A 17,066-nucleotide genomic window follows, 5' to 3' on the forward strand; every position below is an offset into this window, starting at 1 on the left:
CTTCTAGCTCCCTATCACTCGGGGTAATATGTCCAGCGCCACGATCAGCATCCAGAACACCAGCACGCTATAGCGCCAGAAGTAAGTCACTACCAAGGGCTCGAAAGGCGCGTGAGCCCCTACAAATCGATAGCCGACACGCATGCCTTGCAGCAGCGCCATGACGGCCCCCAAACCGCTATGCAGCAGTGCATAGGCAAGGCCGACCATGATGATGGCGTCGTGGGTGGTTTCTGTGACCGCCAGATTGGCATTGAGCAGCACCCAAAGCACTAGCCCGAACTGCACGGCACCCAGCATGGCAGCCCCGTACAGGTTGAACGCCAGGCCTTTGTCGTTTTTCTCGCGCAGGCCGCGTACCGCTTTCTCGAGCAGACCCCAGCCCAGAATCGCCGCCACGCCTGCCACGCAAAGCCCGATCAGCGAAAGCGGCGATTCGTCGGGCATGCGCCACTCGGGTGATACGGTCCAGAGATAGAACCAGCCGAACAGGTACGACAGGAAAAAGGAGCCGTTGGCAATCATGGCGGTGGTCATTGCCCAAAGCCCTGGGCCGTCCATGGTGCGCGAGTGCAGCGGCGGATCCCCCGCCTTCACATGAGCATCTGGGGCGGCTTTGGGGTGCGCACCGTTCTCCCAGGACCAGCGCAGTATAAAGCCGACGGCAATCACTACCCCTATCCCGGCCACCGGGTACCAGCGCAACAGCAGGCTGATACACACCACGGCAAGCGCCAGGGCGGCGAATAGCGGCCACCAGGAGTTGCCTGGCAGGTGAATGATTTCGCGCAGCTTGCCGGTCAGTGGATCGGTACCCCACATTTCACGGCGACCATGGCTGATGGTAGGCAGGCCATGCTGGCCTTCACGCATGGTGCGGGGCAAATCCGGGTTGTCCCACAGCGGGTGGCGCGTTTCCACAACCGGCAGGCTAACAAAGTTGTAGGCGCTGGGCGGCATGGAGTTTGCCCACTCCAGCGTATCCGCGTTCCAGGGGTTGTGCTTGGCGGGCTTGCCGTAGCGGAAATGCAGGGCGATATCGATGATCACCATGGCAAATCCTGCCGACATGACGAAGCTGCCTACCGAGGAGAGCAGGTTGAAGATATCCCAGCCAAAGCCGGTATCGTAGGTATACACCCGCCGCGGCATGCCCAGAAGACCCGTCCAGTGCATGATCAGGAAAGTCGCGTTAAACCCGCCAAACACTAGCCAGAAACCCCATTTACCAATGGTTTCCGAAGGCATGCGGCCTGAAAACAGCGGCAGCCAGTAGTAGATACCGGCCATCAGCGGAAAGAGCATGCCACCTACCAGCACGTAGTGCATATGCGCCACGACGAAGTGGGTATCGTGCACCTGCCAGTTGAACGGCACCAGCGCCAGCATTACCCCGGTCAAGCCGCCGCAGACGAAGATCACCAGAAAGCCGACGATCCACAGCATGGGCAGTTTCATCTTGGGCTTGCCAAGCCACAGCGTGGCCAGCCAGACAAATACCTGAATGGCGGTAGGAATGGCCACCAGCATGCTGGCCGCCGAGAAAAACGCCTGAGCCAGCTGTGGAATACCCACGGTAAACATGTGGTGAACCCACAGGCCAAAACTGATGAAGCCCATGACGGTGATGGCAAAGACCACCCAGCCATAGCCCACCAGAGGCCGCCCGGCAAACACCGGAATCAGGGTGGACACGATGCCTGCGGCCGGCAGAAAGATGATGTAGACCTCAGGGTGGCCAAATAGCCAGAACAGGTGCTGCCAGAGCAGCGGGTCACCACCACCGGCAATATCAAAAAACGGCATGCCGACCGCACGCTCGAGCTCAAGCAGGATACTGCCCAGAATCAGCGGCGGAAAGCCCACCACAATCATCAGCGCCATGGCCAGAATGTACCAGGCAAAGATAGGCATCTTGTGCAGCGCCATACCCTGGGTGCGGGTGCGCAGGATCGACACGACCAGCTCGACCCCGGCAGACAGCGCGGAAATCTCGACGAAGGTAATGCCCAGCAGCCAGAAATCGGAACCCAGACCCGGTGAGTATTCGCTGCTGCTCAGCGGCGTGTACATGAACCAGCCGCTGTCCGGCGCCATCTCGATGACCATGCTGAAGCACAGGATGATGCCGCCAAACAGATAGCACCAGTAGCCCAGCGCGGTCAAACGTGGGCAGACCAGATCGCGGGCGCCGATCATCTTGGGAATCATGTAGATCGCCAACCCCTCCAGAATGGGGATGGCGAACAGGAACATCATCACCGTGCCGTGCATGGTGGTGACCTGACTGTAGATCTCGGGGGTCATGAAGTTCTGATCGGGCGTGGCAATCTGCGTGCGAATCAGCATCGCCAAGATGCCGCCGATCAGGAAAAAGGCCATCCCGGTGACCATGAAGCGCAGACCAAGCGTTGTATGGTTCACAATGGTGAACGCTTTCAGGCCGCGTGGATTGCCCCATACTTCGTGCAGATCGCTGTGCAGGTCCTGCGGGTCTTGCGGTGTGACTTCGCGGTTGATGGTGGTCATGGGGTCAGGCTCTCCAGCCAGGCACCCAGGGACTCCAAGGTGGCAGTTTCCATATAGTCGTGTGACGGCATCTTGTTACTCGGCTTAAGCGTTTGGTGATTTTCGAGCCAGTACTGAATAGCCCCCTCTTCCATGGGCAGTACGCCAGCCCCCAGCGTATGGCGTGCGCCAATATCGGAAAGATCAGGTCCGATCGCAGAGGATGAGATTCCGGCTACGCTGTGACACACAGCACAGCTTGATGAGAATGTGTCACGCGCCTGAGCAAACTCATCGTTGGCCAAGGCAAGCTCGGCCAGTCGCTCGGCTTGACGGTCTTCAAGCCACGCCTCGAACGCCTCACGCTCCAGCGCCTCTACATGCAGATCCATGTGAGTATGCTGCGCGCCACAGAACTCGGCACACTGGGCGCCATAGACGCCCGGCTCGTCGGCTTCCAGACGAATCACGTTGACTCGCCCCGGCAGCATGTCGATCTTGCCACCAAGCCTGGGTATCCAGAAGGCGTGGATAACGTCGGCAGACGTGACATGAAAATCGACCGGTTCGCCAGCGGGCAGAACGAGCTGGTTGGAGGTGACCACTTCGCCCCCTTCTGCCCCTGGGTAACGAACTTCCCACCACCACTGATGGCCGATGACTTCGATAACTTCTACCGGGTGGCCCAACGGTAACGGCAGCATGCGCTTACCCGCCGGCACGCCAAACATGAGCAACGCGCTTACGCTAAACACGGGCAGCAGGATACCGCCGCCAATGACCCAGCGGCGGGCAATCTTGCGCTCCTGTTGCGGGGTGCGTTCGTGATACTTGCGCTTGAACGTATAAAGCCAGAGCGAAATCACGGCAATGAACACTACCGTTGCAAACGTAAGCATGACCCACCAGATGAGTACCACATCGCGTGCAGCTTGCCCGGCAGGGTCTAGAATGGATCTATCGCCGGCACATCCTGCAAGCCCCAACGCGACAAGAATCACCATTAACCGGTTGACCCGCCGCAGCGCAGCACGTTGAATACAAGCCAAGGCGGCGTGATGTAAAAAGCGTTCCCTCATACTCTTATTCCTTTTTCTGCCCACAGGAAGTGACAATGGCAAACCCCGACAGGCGTAAAATCACAAGCCGCGCTGCTATTGCTGGCCACCCGCTGCATCCTTTGATGGTTCACTTTCCCGTTGCCGCGCTTCTGGCACTGGTCGCCTGCGATCTGGGCTATTGGTATACCGACGACCCCTTCTGGCTGCGTGTGGGTCTTTGGCTTGCGGGCATTGGCGCTTTTGGTGGATGGTTTGCAAGCCTTGCGGGCATTGTCGACTTGGTAACCGTCGGCCAGATTCGCCGTTTGATCACCGGCTGGAGCCACGCGATCATTGCCGTCGTCATGCTGTCCCTTGCATCGCTGAACTGGTTGATTCGCTTTAATGACCCGGCGCTGGTACTGCCTTGGGGCATTGTCATCTCGCTGGTGACAGGCGGGCTTGTGGCGCTGACAGGCTGGCTGGGCGGTCAATTGGTGTATGAACACGCCGTCGGCGTCGAGGTGGACAAGTAGTAGATCACTGAGCATGGCGGGTTAACTCCAGTCCAGCGGTTTGGCCAGCACAAACCCCAGCACGCCGAGAATACCCGCCAACGCCAGCAGCAGGGCCAGAATTGACGCGGTTTTCACTCCTCGGTAGATACCCATTTCCAGGCGCAGAATCAACCAGCCGCAGCAGCCGTGAGCGACCACCATCAATACCACCGCCCCCAGCTTGAAAATCAGCCAGCCACCCATCAAGCCGTGAAACAGAAACAGCAGCGTGCCGGAAAAAATGGCCGCCAGGGCCGCGGGCGTGGCTACGGAATTATAGAAAAAGCGCGGCATGGGCGGCGAACCCTGAGCAAAGCCCGCATCTTTACGCAGTTGTAATGTATAGCTAAGTAACGCTGGCAGGTACAAAAGTGAGCCGCACCAGATAACGAGCGCGGCTATATGCAGCAGTTTTAGCCAGGGCATCAGGGCTTCCTTGCGTTGCTGGAACTTGGAGGAGTTGTATGCCCTTAACCTTAGCCAATGCAGGCCGCCCTGGCTAGGCGAATTATGTCAGGGTAACTTCGTAACCCGTGAATTTTCGAAGATTAATTACCCCGGTATCGAGTATCAGGTACTGCCCTTTGATGCCTTGGAGCACGCCATCCACCCGCGCCTGCTTATCGAAATTGTGCGACACGACCTTGCGGGGAAACACTTCGACAGGGTATTGAAATGACCGCGGCTTTTCATCCAGGGGGCGAATGGCGTCGCTGCCGTGCAGTTCGCGCAGCTGATTCAACCCGCCTTCAAGCAACGCCAGCAGCCGGTCGCGCTCGCTGACAAGGTCTAACGCTTCCACTTCGCCCTTGAGCATGGCCCGCCAGTTGGTCCGGTCGCTGACCTGCTCCTTGAAGAGCATCTCCACAAGCCCTGACTGCTGGCGGGTATTGACCTCAAGAATTGGCAGCGCCTGAATGGCGCCCTGATCCAGCCAGCGGGTAGGCATTTGCGTCTTGCGGGTAATCCCCACTTTCAAGCCGGAAGAATTGGCCAGATAGACGATATGCGGCTGAAAGCAGTGCTTCTCGCCCCATTCGGGCTCTCGGCAGGTACCCTGAAAAAAGTGGCAGGTTTCCGGCTTCATGATGCAGGTATCGCACTGGGCCAGACGCTTGAAACACGGATAGCAGTAGCCTTGGGCAAAGCTTTTTCGGGTTGCCCGGCCGCAGTGCGTACAGGCGATAGCGCCGCTCCACTCAAGCGATATCGGCGTGCCGATACGCGCGTTGAGCGGCACCTGCTGCTCGCCTGCGCGCAGGTGGTACACCACCGATGCGTCTTGACTTGCGGGCAGAGTGGCCACCATTTTACTCAGACAGCCTTGAACGGAGTTGACAGCATCAGTCACGCGTTGCATCCCGAGCAAGCCCGGCCATTTCAGGGGTCACGTTGGCGCCCGAAGACGCCGCCCCGCAAGTGCGCTGTTCCAGATAGCCCACCCGGTTCTCTTCGGGAACGTTGTTTTCCGCCTCATAGCGCATGACCGCTTCCAGGCAGAGTTCCGTCTGCTCCTGAGTCAGAAAGCGCCCGTCCGGCCACTTGCGTAGCGACACGGCCTGTTTGAGGCTTTCATAAATCGCCGGGGTCATCTGGTTGATCATCTTGTCGAAGGTCATATCGCTCATTGAAAGCCTCTCAGTTTTTTTTCAAACGGCGGGCGGAATAGAGCCAGCCGGTGACAAGCCCTACCAGAAGGCCGCCCAAATGCGCTTCGTTGGCCACGTTGCCAAACCCGACGGAGCCCGCAAGGTCCGTCATGGTAAACACCATCCACCCCAGCATGAAGACCACCAGCATCTGAGGCACGAAAAAACCACTTTGCGGTACTCGGCGGGACATCAGCCATACGTGGCCAAGCAAGGCGTACACGACGCCGGACATCCCGCCAAACAGCACCGTGCCGGTCACGTACTGGGCAATATTGGCGCCAATACCCGCCACCAGAACCAGCAGCAGCATGGTCTTGCTGCCCTGCAATGCCTCGATCTGGCGGCCAAAATACCACAGCCACATCAGGTTGAAGATAAGGTGCATCCAGCCAAAATGCAGAAACGCCGGCGACAGCAGCCGCCAGAGCTGGCCTGCCATCAGCGTGTCGCTCAATCCTTCGTACACCAGTTGATTACCCGCGACACTGACCGGCACGATGGTAAGAGCCATGACGACGCTGTCGCCCAGCACGGCGATCAGGCCAAAAACCGCTAGGCTGATGGCAATCGCAAACGCGGTGACCGGCACCCGCCGCAGCGTGGTTGCAAGCCCCGTCCCGCGAGCGGCGTGGGTGGGCTGGTCGAGAATGAGCGACTCACCCCGCTCCCAGCGTGCCACCAGCGCTTTGAGCTGCTCTTGCTGGCGCGGGTCGGCCACCCATAGCACCGAGCCGTCCGGCTCATCGGTAATGCGATGGCCTATTCGATAATGCCAAAGTGCCTTGCGTAGTTCCTGCGTATCGGCACCGCTTGGTAATCGCGCAACGGGGTGCATAGCCTCTCCCAGTAGTAGCCCTTGGCTAGTAATCCATGCGTGGAGCTTATGATCAAAAATTATCGGTGCAGCGTACAGACGAAAAAAATCCGGCGGAGGGGGCCGCCGGATCAAAGCAAGGGATCATTCAAGGGAACACTTACTCTGATAGCCGCCCGCACAGTTAGTTCAGCCTTTTCGCAAAAATAATGTAAGCGATTGTAACTCTTGCAAACGCGCGTCAAACGCCAAGGGTTTCAGACCTATCGATTTATCCACGATCATCTTTAACCACTTGAATCCAGGTAAAATTATCAGCGCTTAGCTGACGTTCACCATTCCATCGATAGGCCACCAGACGCCCATATTTCACCGCGCTGTAGTCAAGGCAGGCGATATTTTGGGTAGGCAGCGCCGGAATTCCTTCACACCAGTAATGACCGATAAAAAGCGGCGGCTGTTCAGGCCCATAGTAGCTCAGCCGCTGGCGCTCGCTGTGGCTGAGAGGCCGTTTTTCCAGCTCGCCCGGCAGGTTATCGGGCTGAAAAACCACATCGCCCCACTGCTCGGGCTGGGCCGCCCAGAAGTGCGCGCGAAAACTCTGCCGGGTATAGCCGTCGCCGGATTGAATAGCCACGCCACTGGGGAGAGGAATATTTGCACCGCGGGTCAAGCGGTCGATGATCTCATAGGCCTGGGTGGAGGGGTCGGTGGACTCGACCAGAAAGCGGGTATCGATGCGCCCATCGGGAAAACGCGCCTTCAACTGCTCGATCAGCGCCTCGTCCCAGCAGGCGTGTACCACGCGAATGCCGTCGATTTCCAGAAACAGCGGCAGCGTCTTGAACCAGGCAAGCGTATCGTCCCACTCGTTAGTGTAATCCCGGTACTGGGCCAGGGTATCTTCCATGATGCGGTTGTGGCGTGGCGTATGCTCGCGCAGCCAGCGCTTGTTGCTGCCGGGCGGCGCGGGGTGAGTATAGGCCAGCGCGTTGTGCTCATGGTTGCCCATCACGATATACGCCTGCCCGGCTTCCACCATACGCCGCGCTACGCGCACCGCCAGACGAATACGCGGGCCACGATCGATCAGATCTCCCAGAAAGATCACCTTGCGTTCAGGGTGGCGGTAGACGCCCCCCTGCTCGCGGTAGCCGAGCTTTTCCAGCAGCGCGATCAGCGTTGCCCCGCAACCATGAACGTCGCCAATCAGGTCGTAACCCGCCATGCTCAATCTCCCAGCCGGTGGCTCCAACCCAATTTACTGCGCAGCACATCGTAGAAATTATGCCCCATGGGATGCACCAACTGCACGCGTTCGGGCTTGCGCTTGATGACCAGGACGTCATCAGGTTTGGCGACCGCTCGCGTTTGTCCATCGCAGCTGATATGCGGGTAGGTCTGGTTGGTTTCCCCGATATGGATGCGAATCTCACTGGCCGCATCGATCACGATAGGCCGGCTTGAAAGCGTATGGGGGAACATGGGCACCAGCGTCACGACATCGAGCTTGGGATGCATAATGGGCCCACCGCCGGAAAGCGCGTAGGCGGTTGAACCGGTAGGCGTTGCGATAATCAGGCCGTCACTGCGCTGGCTGTACACGAACTGGCCGTCGATAAACAGCTCGAACTCGATCATGCGAACGGCTTTACCCGGATGCACCACCACCTCGTTCAGCGCCTCGCCGTTACCCACGGCCACACCGTGGCGATACAGCACCGCGTCCAGCAGAAAGCGCTCTTCGACCTCGAATTCCCCGGCCAGTACTTCACCTACCCGGCTTTCCAGCTCATCTGGCGAGATATCGGTCAAGAACCCCAGCCGCCCCCGGTTGACGCCCAGAATCAGCGTGCCACTGCGGCACAGCGTGCGGGCCGCCCCCAGCAAGCTGCCGTCACCGCCCACCACGATCACCAGATCACACAGCTCGCCCAGCATGCGTCGGCTGGCTTCCGGCTGGCCGTGCTTGGGAAGCGCAGTAGCCGTGCGGTCTTCCACCAGCACCTGGTAGCCGTGCTCGACGAGATAGCCAATCAGGCGCTGCAAGGAGTCGACGACTTTTGCGCTACCCAAGCGGCCAATCAGCCCGATCGTTTTGAAGGGCCGGGTACGCGCTTGCCCAGCTGCTTGGCCGGGCGGCGGTGTCGAGGATGGCGGTGGGGTATTAGGCATGGACGGCTCTCGCTAGCATCAGCCTGCCATTATGGAGATAGCCAGGGTTTCGGGCAAATGGGCTTAGGACTTGTGGGCTTAGGACGCAGGGACTTGGCCATGCCCGCCCGCGCGCCTCAGGCAAGTGCCCTACGGCGACGGGCCAGCCACCAGTTGTTAAGCCATAGCGAGGCGCCCATGATTAGTGCGCCGATCAGCAGCCGGGGAACATCCGCATCCCGGTTCCAGATCAGCAGGTTGATCAGCAGCCCGGCGGGAATGAGCGCGTTGTTCATGATCGCAAGCGTTCCGGCGTCTACCTTCGTCGCGCCCTGGTTCCAGGCGAAGTAACCGACCCCTGAGGCCATCAATCCAAGCCAGGCAAGCACGCCCCATTGCAGCGAGGTGGTGGGCAGTGCGCTACTGTTGCCAAACAGCAGGTAGGCCGGCAGTGCCACGAGCATGGCGCCAATAAAGAACCAGCCAAACACGTTGTGCCAGGCAAGCGTAGGCGGTAGATCCGCGGCCAGGCGGCGATAGCCAACCTGCCCCAGGGCAAAGCACAGGTTAGCGCCCTGAACCACTAAAAACCCCATCCAGAAACCGCTATCGATACCGTCGTAGCGAATCACCGCCGCGCCGATGACGGCCAGTAGTGCAGTTATCAGGTACATGGGGGTGAAACGACCAAACATCAGGTCATCAAGCAGCGCGATATAGACCGGCGTAAAGATGGTGAACAGCAGCACTTCCGGCACGGAGAGCAGTAGAAACGATTGGTAAAAGAAGGTGTACATGACACCCAGCTGTATGGCTCCCAAGGCCATCAGGGCAAGGCGCTGCTTGCCACGCAAAAGGCTTGGACGCAGAAAGGGGAGAAACACCAGCATGGCTAGCGTTACCCGCATCAATACCGCGAAGTAGCTGTCTACCTGCCCTGACAGATACACCCCTATCAGTGAAAATGAAAATGCCCAAAGCGCCGTTACGCCGACCAGATAGCCCATTGTAAACCCCGCGTTATAAAATGGTTTACGCGAATTATACGGACTTTACGTTACCTGCCAAGCGGTAAACCCAAGGCAATTATAAAGTTAACGACGCCCCAGCCACATAAACGCGTAAATGACGCCCGGCACCCAGCCAAGCAGCGTCAGAATGACGCTTATAACGATGCGCCCGGCACTTGCGCCGGTTAATCCCAGCGCAAGCGGCGGCAGCAAAACGGCCAGAATGCGATAGGCGGCCTTGAGGGCCGCGGGTTCACTCTGGACGTGCTGCTGCGGGGCTTTCTGTCCGCTGGCACTGGCAGGTTCGTGAGGTACCTGGGCAGGGGTTACGACAGGCGGCGTAAAGTGGCCGACAGCCTCCTGCGCGTTAGCGGCCAGCACAGCGTCAGACTGGCCTTTACGGTGCGCCTGCTTGTCAATTTTCTGCTCAAGGCTTGCGGCGTCAAAAGCGATATCGTCGTGGTGGCGCTCCCAGTCTTCCCAATCGTGGGGCGTGCCGGACTTGGGCCGTTGCATACCGGCCCCGCGGGCACGCTCCCAGGCTTTCTCCTCAAGCGTGTTGGGGCGCTCGGGCTCACGCTCTACGCCAACGCCTTTGCGATTTAGATACTCACGTGCGTCCATGTAAGGCTCCTTGGTGGCATGCATGATAGCCAAGCGTTGAAGTTTACGTTCAAGCTACCCACTCAGCTATGCTTACCTTGAGTGGTAGCATAAACTATCAGGCCTGGCGCTACCCTGCCTGCCCCTTGAACGCCTCAGCACGCAGCCGTAGATCGAGCAGGCAAAAAAAACCGCTGCCGGGAAGGCAGCGGAAGCAAGGGATCGAGAAACAATAGCTAGGACAACACTATTAGCGACTGCTATCGCTACGTTGCCTGTACTACTTCAGACACTCTGCGTTGAAAAAGTTCGCCCGCCGGTAAAATTTTCGTCTTGGATAGCGCGCGCGTATACTTGACGACTAAATGAAGAACCGCGGCTGGGAGTTAACGCATGGCACTATACCTGCTGGTACTCGGGGTTTGCCTATTGGTAATCGGGGGCGTGCTAGCGGTGCTTTTGACCGTAGGTACACCGCGCTATCGCACCGAACCCAAGGATCTGCTGGCCCTTTTCGATAAAGCGTTGAATAGCCAGGTAGGTGAAACCGAGTGGAATGCGATTATCGGCTACCCGATTCGCCACAATGAGTATCTAGAAGGCGTGCGCCGTCGTGCCTCGCACCTGATGGAGCTTCATGGACGGCGTTGGCAGATTGCTCAGGGCAAGCCGCTTTTGAATGCACAGGGCCAAGAGGAGCTTCAAGTATTACGTGACCATCTAGCGGCCCATACGGCGTTGCGTCAGCAATAGCGGCTCAAGCAGCGCCAGGAGATGACACTCATGCCGAGCACCATTCGCAAGATCCCGCTGGATAGCGCCACTCATCACCACGCGCATGATTTCCATCAGATCGTGATTACGCTCTGCGGCTCTTCGGAATTCGAGATCGAAGGCCTTGGCGGGCGCATCAACGCCTTTTCGGGCTGTATCGTGCCGGCCAATCACGAGCACTACTACGCAGGCCACGGCCACAATCGCCAGCTGATCCTGGACTTGCCCGAAGACGCCCCAGCCTTGACCGGCGAACATCGCGAGCTGGTAGCCCTGTTTGACGCGCCGCGTTTTTTTGCTCTCGATACACCGCTGCGTCACTACCTGGCGTTCATGGAGAGCGAGCTGGCCCAGGGCTTCGACCCTTCCGTCACTTCGTTTCAGCAGGACCGCCTGGCAGCAACGCTGCTTGGTTCGTTGAAAGCGCGTCTGGGCGATGCCACTTCCGCCTGTCAGCGGCGCATCGATATGCCCCAGATAGACCGCTTTATCCATCATCACCTGGCCGATGAGCTACGCGTGGCAGACCTGGCCAAACTGGCCTGCCTGAGTGAGGCGCATTTTTCCGAGCGCTTTCGTGCCCAGACAGGGCTCTCGCCCTGGCAGTACGTCAAGCGCCAGCGCCTGCACGCCGCGCGCCAGTTGATCCTGCAAAGCCGTCTACCGCTGACCGATATTGCCATTCAAACCGGCTTTGCCAATCAGAGTGCTCTCTCGCATGCCTTTCGACGTAGCTACGGCGTATCACCGCGCACATTGCGTCAAGGCACCCCGGCGCCTTTCGCGCCAGCCTCATCGGCAGCAGGAAAAAGCCCGCTGACGGCGCCAAACGCCTACTACTAAAGTTGAAAACGGCCTACGCTTGCCATGAAATTGACACGTTTTGCCGAGAAAACGACATACACCAAAGCGCGCGGCACTCTACATTCGAGCGCTGCCTGGGCGTAAACGCCCTACTACCTATTCGCTTTAACTGGATTCACGGGGGCCTCAATGCTCAACGCTAAAAAAATGCGTGACTCTGCCACCTGGCAAACTGATCTTGATACGCTGATGGCGCAGGTGAGCGACCACTATATTGTGGACGAAGAAACCTACGTGGGTGAGCTGATCAAGCTGCTGGATACGGATCGCGAAGACTTCGCTCGCATTGAGGCCAACACGGCGGCGCTGATCCGTGATGTCCGCAAGATGGACACGGCCGTGGATACCATCGATGAGCTTTTACAACAGTACAGCCTGGATACTCACGAAGGCCTGATGCTGATGTGCCTGGCCGAAGCCATGCTGCGTATTCCAGATAAAGCGACCGCCGATGCCCTGATTGAAGACAAGCTTGGCCCGGCCGACTGGCAATCCTATGCAGGCAAGAGTGAATCCTGGATGGTGAATGCCTCCACCTGGGGTCTGCTGATGACCGGCCGGGTCCTGAAGCTTGACCACCCAAGGGATGGCCAGCCCGCCACCTTTATCAACCGCATGGTCAACCGCATGGGCGAGCCGGTCATTCGCCGCGCCATGGTCGAAGCCATGAAGATCATGGGCAAGCAGTTCGTGCTGGGCCGGGATATCGATGAAGCCCTGAAGCGCTCCAAGCCGCTGTTCAACAAAGGCTATACCTACTCCTACGATATGCTGGGCGAAGCGGCGCGCACCCGCGATGACGCCAAGCGCTACTTCGACGACTACGCCCGCGCCATCGAGCAGGTAGGCAAGACCTCCCAGCGCCTGAGCGACAAGACGCCGAAGCCTTCGGTCTCGATCAAGCTTTCCGCGCTTCACCCGCGCTACGAGTTTGGCCGCCGCGAGCAGGTGCTGGCGGAGCTGGTGGATACGGTCATCAAACTGGTCACCAAGGCCCGCGAGCTGGACGTGGCCGTGACCATCGATGCCGAAGAGGTCGACCGCCTGGAGCTTTCGCTGGAAGTGTTCCGTGCCGTGTACGAAAGCAGCGCCGTCAAGGGCTGGGGCCACTTTGGTCTGGTAGTACAGGCCTACTCCAAGCGGGCGCTGCCGGTACTGCACTATCTCAACCGCCTGGCCGAACAGCAGGGCGACGAGATTCCTCTGCGTCTGGTAAAAGGCGCCTACTGGGACAGTGAGATCAAGGAGTCCCAGCAGCTGGGCGTAGACGGCTATCCGGTGTATACCCGCAAGGCATGTACTGATGTCGCCTATCTGGCCTGCGCCCAGTTCCTGCTCTCCAAGGATACCCTGGGACGTATCTTCCCGCAGTTTGCCACCCACAATGCCCACACGGTTACGACCATTCTGGAGCTGGCCAATCACGATAGCCGTCCGTTCGAGTTCCAGCGCCTGCACGGCATGGGCGAAGCGCTTTATGACGCCGCCCTCGCCCGCGCGCCGAAAGGTACTTACTGCCGCATCTATGCCCCGGTCGGCGCCCATAAGGATCTGCTTCCCTACCTGGTACGTCGCCTGCTGGAAAACGGCGCCAACTCCTCCTTCGTTCACCAGCTGGTTGACCCGGAGGTGCCGGTCGAGTGGCTGTGCCAGCATCCGATCGAGACCCTGCGCAAGCAGAAATCGCTGACCAATACGCGCATTCCGCTGCCCCGCGATATCTACGGGCCGAAGCGGCCCAACTCGCGCGGCGTCAACCTGAACGTGCGCAGCCACTTCTATCCGCTGATGGAGAAGATGGCCACCTTCATGGACAAGCAGTATCCGGCCAAGCCGCTGCTGGCCTTTGACGTGGCCGACGATGCTGCCAACACGCACCAGGTGACCTCGCCCTTTGATCGTCGTCAGAGCGTGGGCAGCGTGCAGTGGACCACCCAGGAGCAGGCCGCCAAGGCGCTGGACGCCGCCTGGGAAGCCTTCCCGCGCTGGGAAGCCACACCGGTGGCCGAGCGCGCCGCCGTACTGCGCCGTCTGGCCGACCTGATGGAAGACAACATGCCGGAGCTGATGACCCTTTGCTCGCGCGAAGGTGGCAAGCTTCTGACCGACGGCGTGGACGAGATCAAGGAAGCGGTGGATTTCTGCCGCTACTACGCCATGCGTGCCGAGGAGTCATTGGGCGCGCCGATCGAACTACCCGGCCCGACCGGCGAATCCAACCGGCTGATCATGGGCGGTAAAGGCGTGTTTGCCGCGATCAGCCCCTGGAACTTCCCGGTGGCTATCTTCTGCGGTCAGATTGTTGCCGCAGCCGTTGCCGGCAACACCGTGCTTGCCAAGCCCGCCGAGCAAACTTCCATCGTGGCTCATCGGGTCATTGAACTGCTTTACGAAGCCGGCCTGCCCCGGGATGTGGTGCAACTGCTGCCGGGCGACGGCCCGACGGTGGGTAGCGTGCTGACGTCCGATCCACGCATTACCGGCGTGGTATTTACCGGCGGCACCGACACCGCGCAGATCATCAACCGCGCTCTGGCCGCCCGCGAAAATGCCCCGCTGCCCACACTGATTGCCGAGACCGGCGGCATGAACGCCATGATCGTCGACTCGACCGCCCTGCCCGAGCAGGTAGTGGTGGATGTGATTCAGTCTGCCTTCCAGAGCGCGGGCCAGCGCTGTTCGGCGCTACGCGTGCTTTACCTGCAGGATGACGTTGCCGACCGCGTGATCACCATCTTGCAAGGGGCGATGAACGAGTTGCGCATTGGTGACCCGCGCGATCTGGGAACCGACGTTGGCCCGGTGATTGACGAAGAGGCACGCAAGGGGCTGCTTGAGCATATCGAAAAGCTCAAGGGTGAAAACCGCATGGTGGCTGAAACGCCCATGGCGGCCGAGCAGACTCAAAACGGCACCTTCGTGGCGCCGGTTGCCTTTGTCATTGACAGCATCAACTCCCTGACCCGCGAGCAGTTCGGCCCCGTGCTGCATATCGTGCGCTACAAGGCCCGCGAGCTTGATCAGGTGATCAAGGATATCAACGGCCGGGGTTATGGCCTGACGTTTGGCGTGCATAGCCGCAATGAATCCTTTGCCGCTGAAATAGCGCAGAAAATTCGAGTGGGCAATGTCTATATAAACCGTAATATCATCGGGGCCGTGGTAGGCGTTCAACCCTTTGGCGGCCAAGGGCTTTCAGGCACAGGCCCCAAAGCGGGCGGACCGCACTACCTGCAGCGCTTCATTACTGAAAAAACCGTCACCAACAATACGGCGGCGCTGGGTGGCAATGCCTCCCTGCTGGCGCTGGGTGATGACTGAACGACCAGGCGTTCGCTGAGATCGGCAACGTCAATAGATAAAAAGGGTTAACAACAACAAGGCGGCGCCTTACCTGCCACGGACAGGAAGGCGCACTAACCTGTCGGAGCTATCCGACTCGATAACAGGAGAACTTCATGGCTATTGGCGTCTGGATCAGCCTTTTTGCTTACTTTGCGCTCATGATTGGCATCGGCGTGTATGCCATGCGCACATCAACGTCAACCTCTGAAGATTACGTGCTGGGCGGGCGAACGCTGAGCCCGAAGGTAGCGGCCCTTTCGGCTGGCGCCTCGGACATGAGCGGCTGGCTGCTGCTTGGCCTGCCGGGCGCGATGTTCGTATCCGGGCTGGGCTCGGCCTGGATCGGCATTGGCCTGTTCGTGGGTGCTTTTCTCAACTGGATTCTGGTCGCCCCGCGCCTGCGTGAGCAGACCGTTCACTACGGCAATGCGATCACCATTCCGGCCTTTCTGGCCAACCGATTCCCCACGCGGGCGATGTCGCTTAGAACGGTATCGGCCATTGTCATCGTTATCTTCTTTGCGGTGTATACGGCGTCCGGCCTGGTGGCTGGCGGCAAGCTTTTTGAAAGCGCCTTTGCCGGCATCATCAACATTGGCGACATGAGTGACTATGCCCTGGGCGTCATCATTACCCTGGGCGTGGTGCTTATCTACACCGTGGTGGGCGGCTTTCTGGCCGTGAGCATGACGGACTTCGTGCAGGGCTGCATCATGATGCTGGCGCTGATCATCATGCCGGCGGTAGTGCTGTTCGGCGAAGGCGGTGGCGGCTTCACCCAGGCGTCGCAGACGCTCAATAGCGTTGACCCCACCCTGCTTTCCTGGACTGATGGGCTGACCTTCATCGGCTGGCTCTCGGCGGTGACCTGGGGCCTGGGCTACTTTGGCCAGCCGCATATCATCGTGCGTTTCATGGCCATTCGTCACCTGAAAGATGTGCCGACGGCGCGCAACATCGGTATGGGCTGGATGGCCATTTCGCTGATCGGGGCGGTCTCTCTGGGCATTTTCGGACGGGCCTATGCGATTCGTAACGGCATGGAAATTCAGGACCCGGAAACTATCTTCATCATTCTGGCGGAACTGCTGTTCCATCCGCTGATTACCGGCTTCCTGTATGCGGCTCTGCTCGCAGCCGTGATGAGTACGATTTCAAGCCAGCTGCTGGTGGCGTCTTCTTCATTGACCGAGGACTTCTACCGCCTGTTCTTGAACAAGCAGGCGTCTGAAAAGCAGACCGTGACCGTTGGCCGGATAAGCGTTGTGCTGGTGGGTCTGGTGGCCGCCGTCATTGCCTCCAATCCTGACTCTCAGGTGCTGGGGCTTGTGAGTAACGCCTGGGCAGGCTTTGGCGCCGCGTTCGGTCCGCTGATCCTCTTGTCGCTGATGTGGTCACGCACCAACGGTGCCGGTGCCATCGCAGGTATGATTGTTGGCGCCGCCACGGTCATGATCTGGATTTCACTGGGCTGGAGCAGCGAGTTCCTGGGTGGCCCCGGTATCTACGAGATCATTCCTGGTTTCATTGCATCGTTTATCGCCATCCTTGTGGTCAGCTCCATCACGGCGGACTCAGGCGAATATCAGCATATCGAGCGCTAAAAGCCTTACCGCGAGCGAAAAGGCCACCCCGTGACATCACGGGGAGGCCTTTTGCATTCAGCACTGCCAATAACCCTGCACAGTGCACAAGCCCTCTGACCACCCACCCCGTTCTGATTCATGCCTCCGCCAGCGCATCAC

At 59.2% G+C, this 17,066-nt stretch carries 15 protein-coding genes; 5 read left to right on the forward strand and 10 right to left on the reverse strand.

Going from position 1 to position 17,066, the window contains the following annotated elements; translation table 11 throughout:
• Positions 1–3: 3 nt before the first annotated feature.
• Together ctaD and coxB are read right to left on the reverse strand one after the other, a co-directional pair.
• Entirely contained in the window at positions 4–2,529 is a 2,526-nt protein-coding gene (ctaD, locus tag B0H98_RS15245; RefSeq protein WP_106375925.1) for a cytochrome c oxidase subunit I, read from the reverse strand.
• On the reverse strand, positions 2,526–3,587 hold the full coding sequence (coxB, locus tag B0H98_RS15250; protein ID WP_106375926.1) for a cytochrome c oxidase subunit II: 1,062 nt from the start codon (positions 3,585–3,587) through the stop codon (positions 2,526–2,528). The genes ctaD and coxB overlap by 4 nt, the downstream gene beginning before the upstream one ends.
• A 35-nt stretch (positions 3,588–3,622) precedes the next feature.
• Between coxB and B0H98_RS15255 the strand changes: the two genes are divergently transcribed.
• Positions 3,623–4,084, forward strand: coding sequence for a DUF2231 domain-containing protein (locus B0H98_RS15255; RefSeq protein WP_106375927.1), 462 nt, complete (start codon positions 3,623–3,625; stop codon positions 4,082–4,084).
• 21 nt (positions 4,085–4,105) lie between these two features.
• Here the strand turns inward: B0H98_RS15255 and B0H98_RS15260 are convergent, their stop codons facing one another.
• From B0H98_RS15260 to B0H98_RS15295, 8 genes are all read right to left on the reverse strand, one after another.
• On the reverse strand, positions 4,106–4,531 hold the full coding sequence (locus B0H98_RS15260) for a CopD family protein (protein WP_106375928.1): 426 nt from the start codon (positions 4,529–4,531) through the stop codon (positions 4,106–4,108).
• 82 nt (positions 4,532–4,613) lie between these two features.
• Positions 4,614–5,465, reverse strand: coding sequence for a DUF2797 domain-containing protein (locus tag B0H98_RS15265; RefSeq protein ID WP_106375929.1), 852 nt, complete (start codon positions 5,463–5,465; stop codon positions 4,614–4,616).
• Positions 5,449–5,733, reverse strand: a complete 285-nt coding sequence (locus B0H98_RS15270) for a YeaC family protein (protein ID WP_106375930.1) — start codon at positions 5,731–5,733, stop codon at positions 5,449–5,451. The genes B0H98_RS15265 and B0H98_RS15270 overlap by 17 nt, the downstream gene beginning before the upstream one ends.
• Before the next feature lie 10 nt (positions 5,734–5,743).
• A complete protein-coding gene (locus B0H98_RS15275; protein ID WP_106375931.1) occupies positions 5,744–6,592 on the reverse strand; it encodes a rhomboid family intramembrane serine protease in 849 nt (282 codons plus the stop codon).
• Between the two features lie 250 nt (positions 6,593–6,842).
• Entirely contained in the window at positions 6,843–7,799 is a 957-nt protein-coding gene (locus tag B0H98_RS15280; RefSeq protein WP_106375932.1) for a metallophosphoesterase, read from the reverse strand.
• Between the two features lie 2 nt (positions 7,800–7,801).
• The gene (locus B0H98_RS15285; RefSeq protein WP_106375933.1) at positions 7,802–8,746 is read right to left on the reverse strand and encodes an NAD(+) kinase; all 945 of its coding nucleotides are present in this window, start codon (positions 8,744–8,746) and stop codon (positions 7,802–7,804) included.
• A gap of 116 nt (positions 8,747–8,862) precedes the next feature.
• Positions 8,863–9,732 carry a carboxylate/amino acid/amine transporter gene (locus B0H98_RS15290; protein WP_106375934.1) on the reverse strand — a complete coding sequence of 290 codons (870 nt, stop codon included), beginning with the start codon at positions 9,730–9,732 and terminating at the stop codon, positions 8,863–8,865.
• An 87-nt stretch (positions 9,733–9,819) separates the two neighbouring features.
• The gene (locus B0H98_RS15295) at positions 9,820–10,359 is read right to left on the reverse strand and encodes a YqaE/Pmp3 family membrane protein (RefSeq protein ID WP_106375935.1); all 540 of its coding nucleotides are present in this window, start codon (positions 10,357–10,359) and stop codon (positions 9,820–9,822) included.
• 372 nt (positions 10,360–10,731) lie between these two features.
• On the opposite strand from B0H98_RS15295, the gene B0H98_RS15300 reads away from it, so the two are divergent.
• The 4 genes from B0H98_RS15300 (at position 10,732) to putP (ending at position 16,925) form a co-directional block, all read left to right on the forward strand.
• Positions 10,732–11,091, forward strand: coding sequence for a hypothetical protein (locus tag B0H98_RS15300; RefSeq protein WP_106375936.1), 360 nt, complete (start codon positions 10,732–10,734; stop codon positions 11,089–11,091).
• Between the two features lie 30 nt (positions 11,092–11,121).
• On the forward strand, positions 11,122–11,955 hold the full coding sequence (locus tag B0H98_RS15305; protein WP_106375937.1) for an AraC family transcriptional regulator: 834 nt from the start codon (positions 11,122–11,124) through the stop codon (positions 11,953–11,955).
• A gap of 150 nt (positions 11,956–12,105) precedes the next feature.
• Complete coding sequence (putA, locus tag B0H98_RS15310) at positions 12,106–15,297, forward strand: bifunctional proline dehydrogenase/L-glutamate gamma-semialdehyde dehydrogenase PutA (protein WP_106375938.1); 3,192 nt, start codon at positions 12,106–12,108, stop codon at positions 15,295–15,297.
• A gap of 137 nt (positions 15,298–15,434) precedes the next feature.
• Positions 15,435–16,925, forward strand: a complete 1,491-nt coding sequence (putP, locus tag B0H98_RS15315) for a sodium/proline symporter PutP (RefSeq protein ID WP_106375939.1) — start codon at positions 15,435–15,437, stop codon at positions 16,923–16,925.
• Positions 16,926–17,066 lie beyond the last annotated feature (141 nt).

Origin of the sequence: Vreelandella songnenensis (genome assembly GCF_003002925.1) — a bacterium.
Taxonomy (GTDB): domain Bacteria; phylum Pseudomonadota; class Gammaproteobacteria; order Pseudomonadales; family Halomonadaceae; genus Vreelandella; species Vreelandella songnenensis.

Bases quoted from the DNA above. Each gene is read 5' to 3' on its own strand.
- ctaD (WP_106375925.1), bottom strand. From the start codon at position 2,529: ATGACCACCATCAACCGCGAAGTCACACCGCAAGACCCGCAGGACCTG.
- coxB (WP_106375926.1), bottom strand. From the start codon at position 3,587: ATGAGGGAACGCTTTTTACATCACGCCGCCTTGGCTTGTATTCAACGT.
- B0H98_RS15255 (WP_106375927.1), top strand. From the start codon at position 3,623: ATGGCAAACCCCGACAGGCGTAAAATCACAAGCCGCGCTGCTATTGCT.
- B0H98_RS15260 (WP_106375928.1), bottom strand. From the start codon at position 4,531: ATGCCCTGGCTAAAACTGCTGCATATAGCCGCGCTCGTTATCTGGTGC.
- B0H98_RS15265 (WP_106375929.1), bottom strand. From the start codon at position 5,465: ATGCAACGCGTGACTGATGCTGTCAACTCCGTTCAAGGCTGTCTGAGT.
- B0H98_RS15270 (WP_106375930.1), bottom strand. From the start codon at position 5,733: ATGAGCGATATGACCTTCGACAAGATGATCAACCAGATGACCCCGGCG.
- B0H98_RS15275 (WP_106375931.1), bottom strand. From the start codon at position 6,592: ATGCACCCCGTTGCGCGATTACCAAGCGGTGCCGATACGCAGGAACTA.
- B0H98_RS15280 (WP_106375932.1), bottom strand. From the start codon at position 7,799: ATGGCGGGTTACGACCTGATTGGCGACGTTCATGGTTGCGGGGCAACG.
- B0H98_RS15285 (WP_106375933.1), bottom strand. From the start codon at position 8,746: ATGCCTAATACCCCACCGCCATCCTCGACACCGCCGCCCGGCCAAGCA.
- B0H98_RS15290 (WP_106375934.1), bottom strand. From the start codon at position 9,732: ATGGGCTATCTGGTCGGCGTAACGGCGCTTTGGGCATTTTCATTTTCA.
- B0H98_RS15295 (WP_106375935.1), bottom strand. From the start codon at position 10,359: ATGGACGCACGTGAGTATCTAAATCGCAAAGGCGTTGGCGTAGAGCGT.
- B0H98_RS15300 (WP_106375936.1), top strand. From the start codon at position 10,732: ATGGCACTATACCTGCTGGTACTCGGGGTTTGCCTATTGGTAATCGGG.
- B0H98_RS15305 (WP_106375937.1), top strand. From the start codon at position 11,122: ATGCCGAGCACCATTCGCAAGATCCCGCTGGATAGCGCCACTCATCAC.
- putA (WP_106375938.1), top strand. From the start codon at position 12,106: ATGCTCAACGCTAAAAAAATGCGTGACTCTGCCACCTGGCAAACTGAT.
- putP (WP_106375939.1), top strand. From the start codon at position 15,435: ATGGCTATTGGCGTCTGGATCAGCCTTTTTGCTTACTTTGCGCTCATG.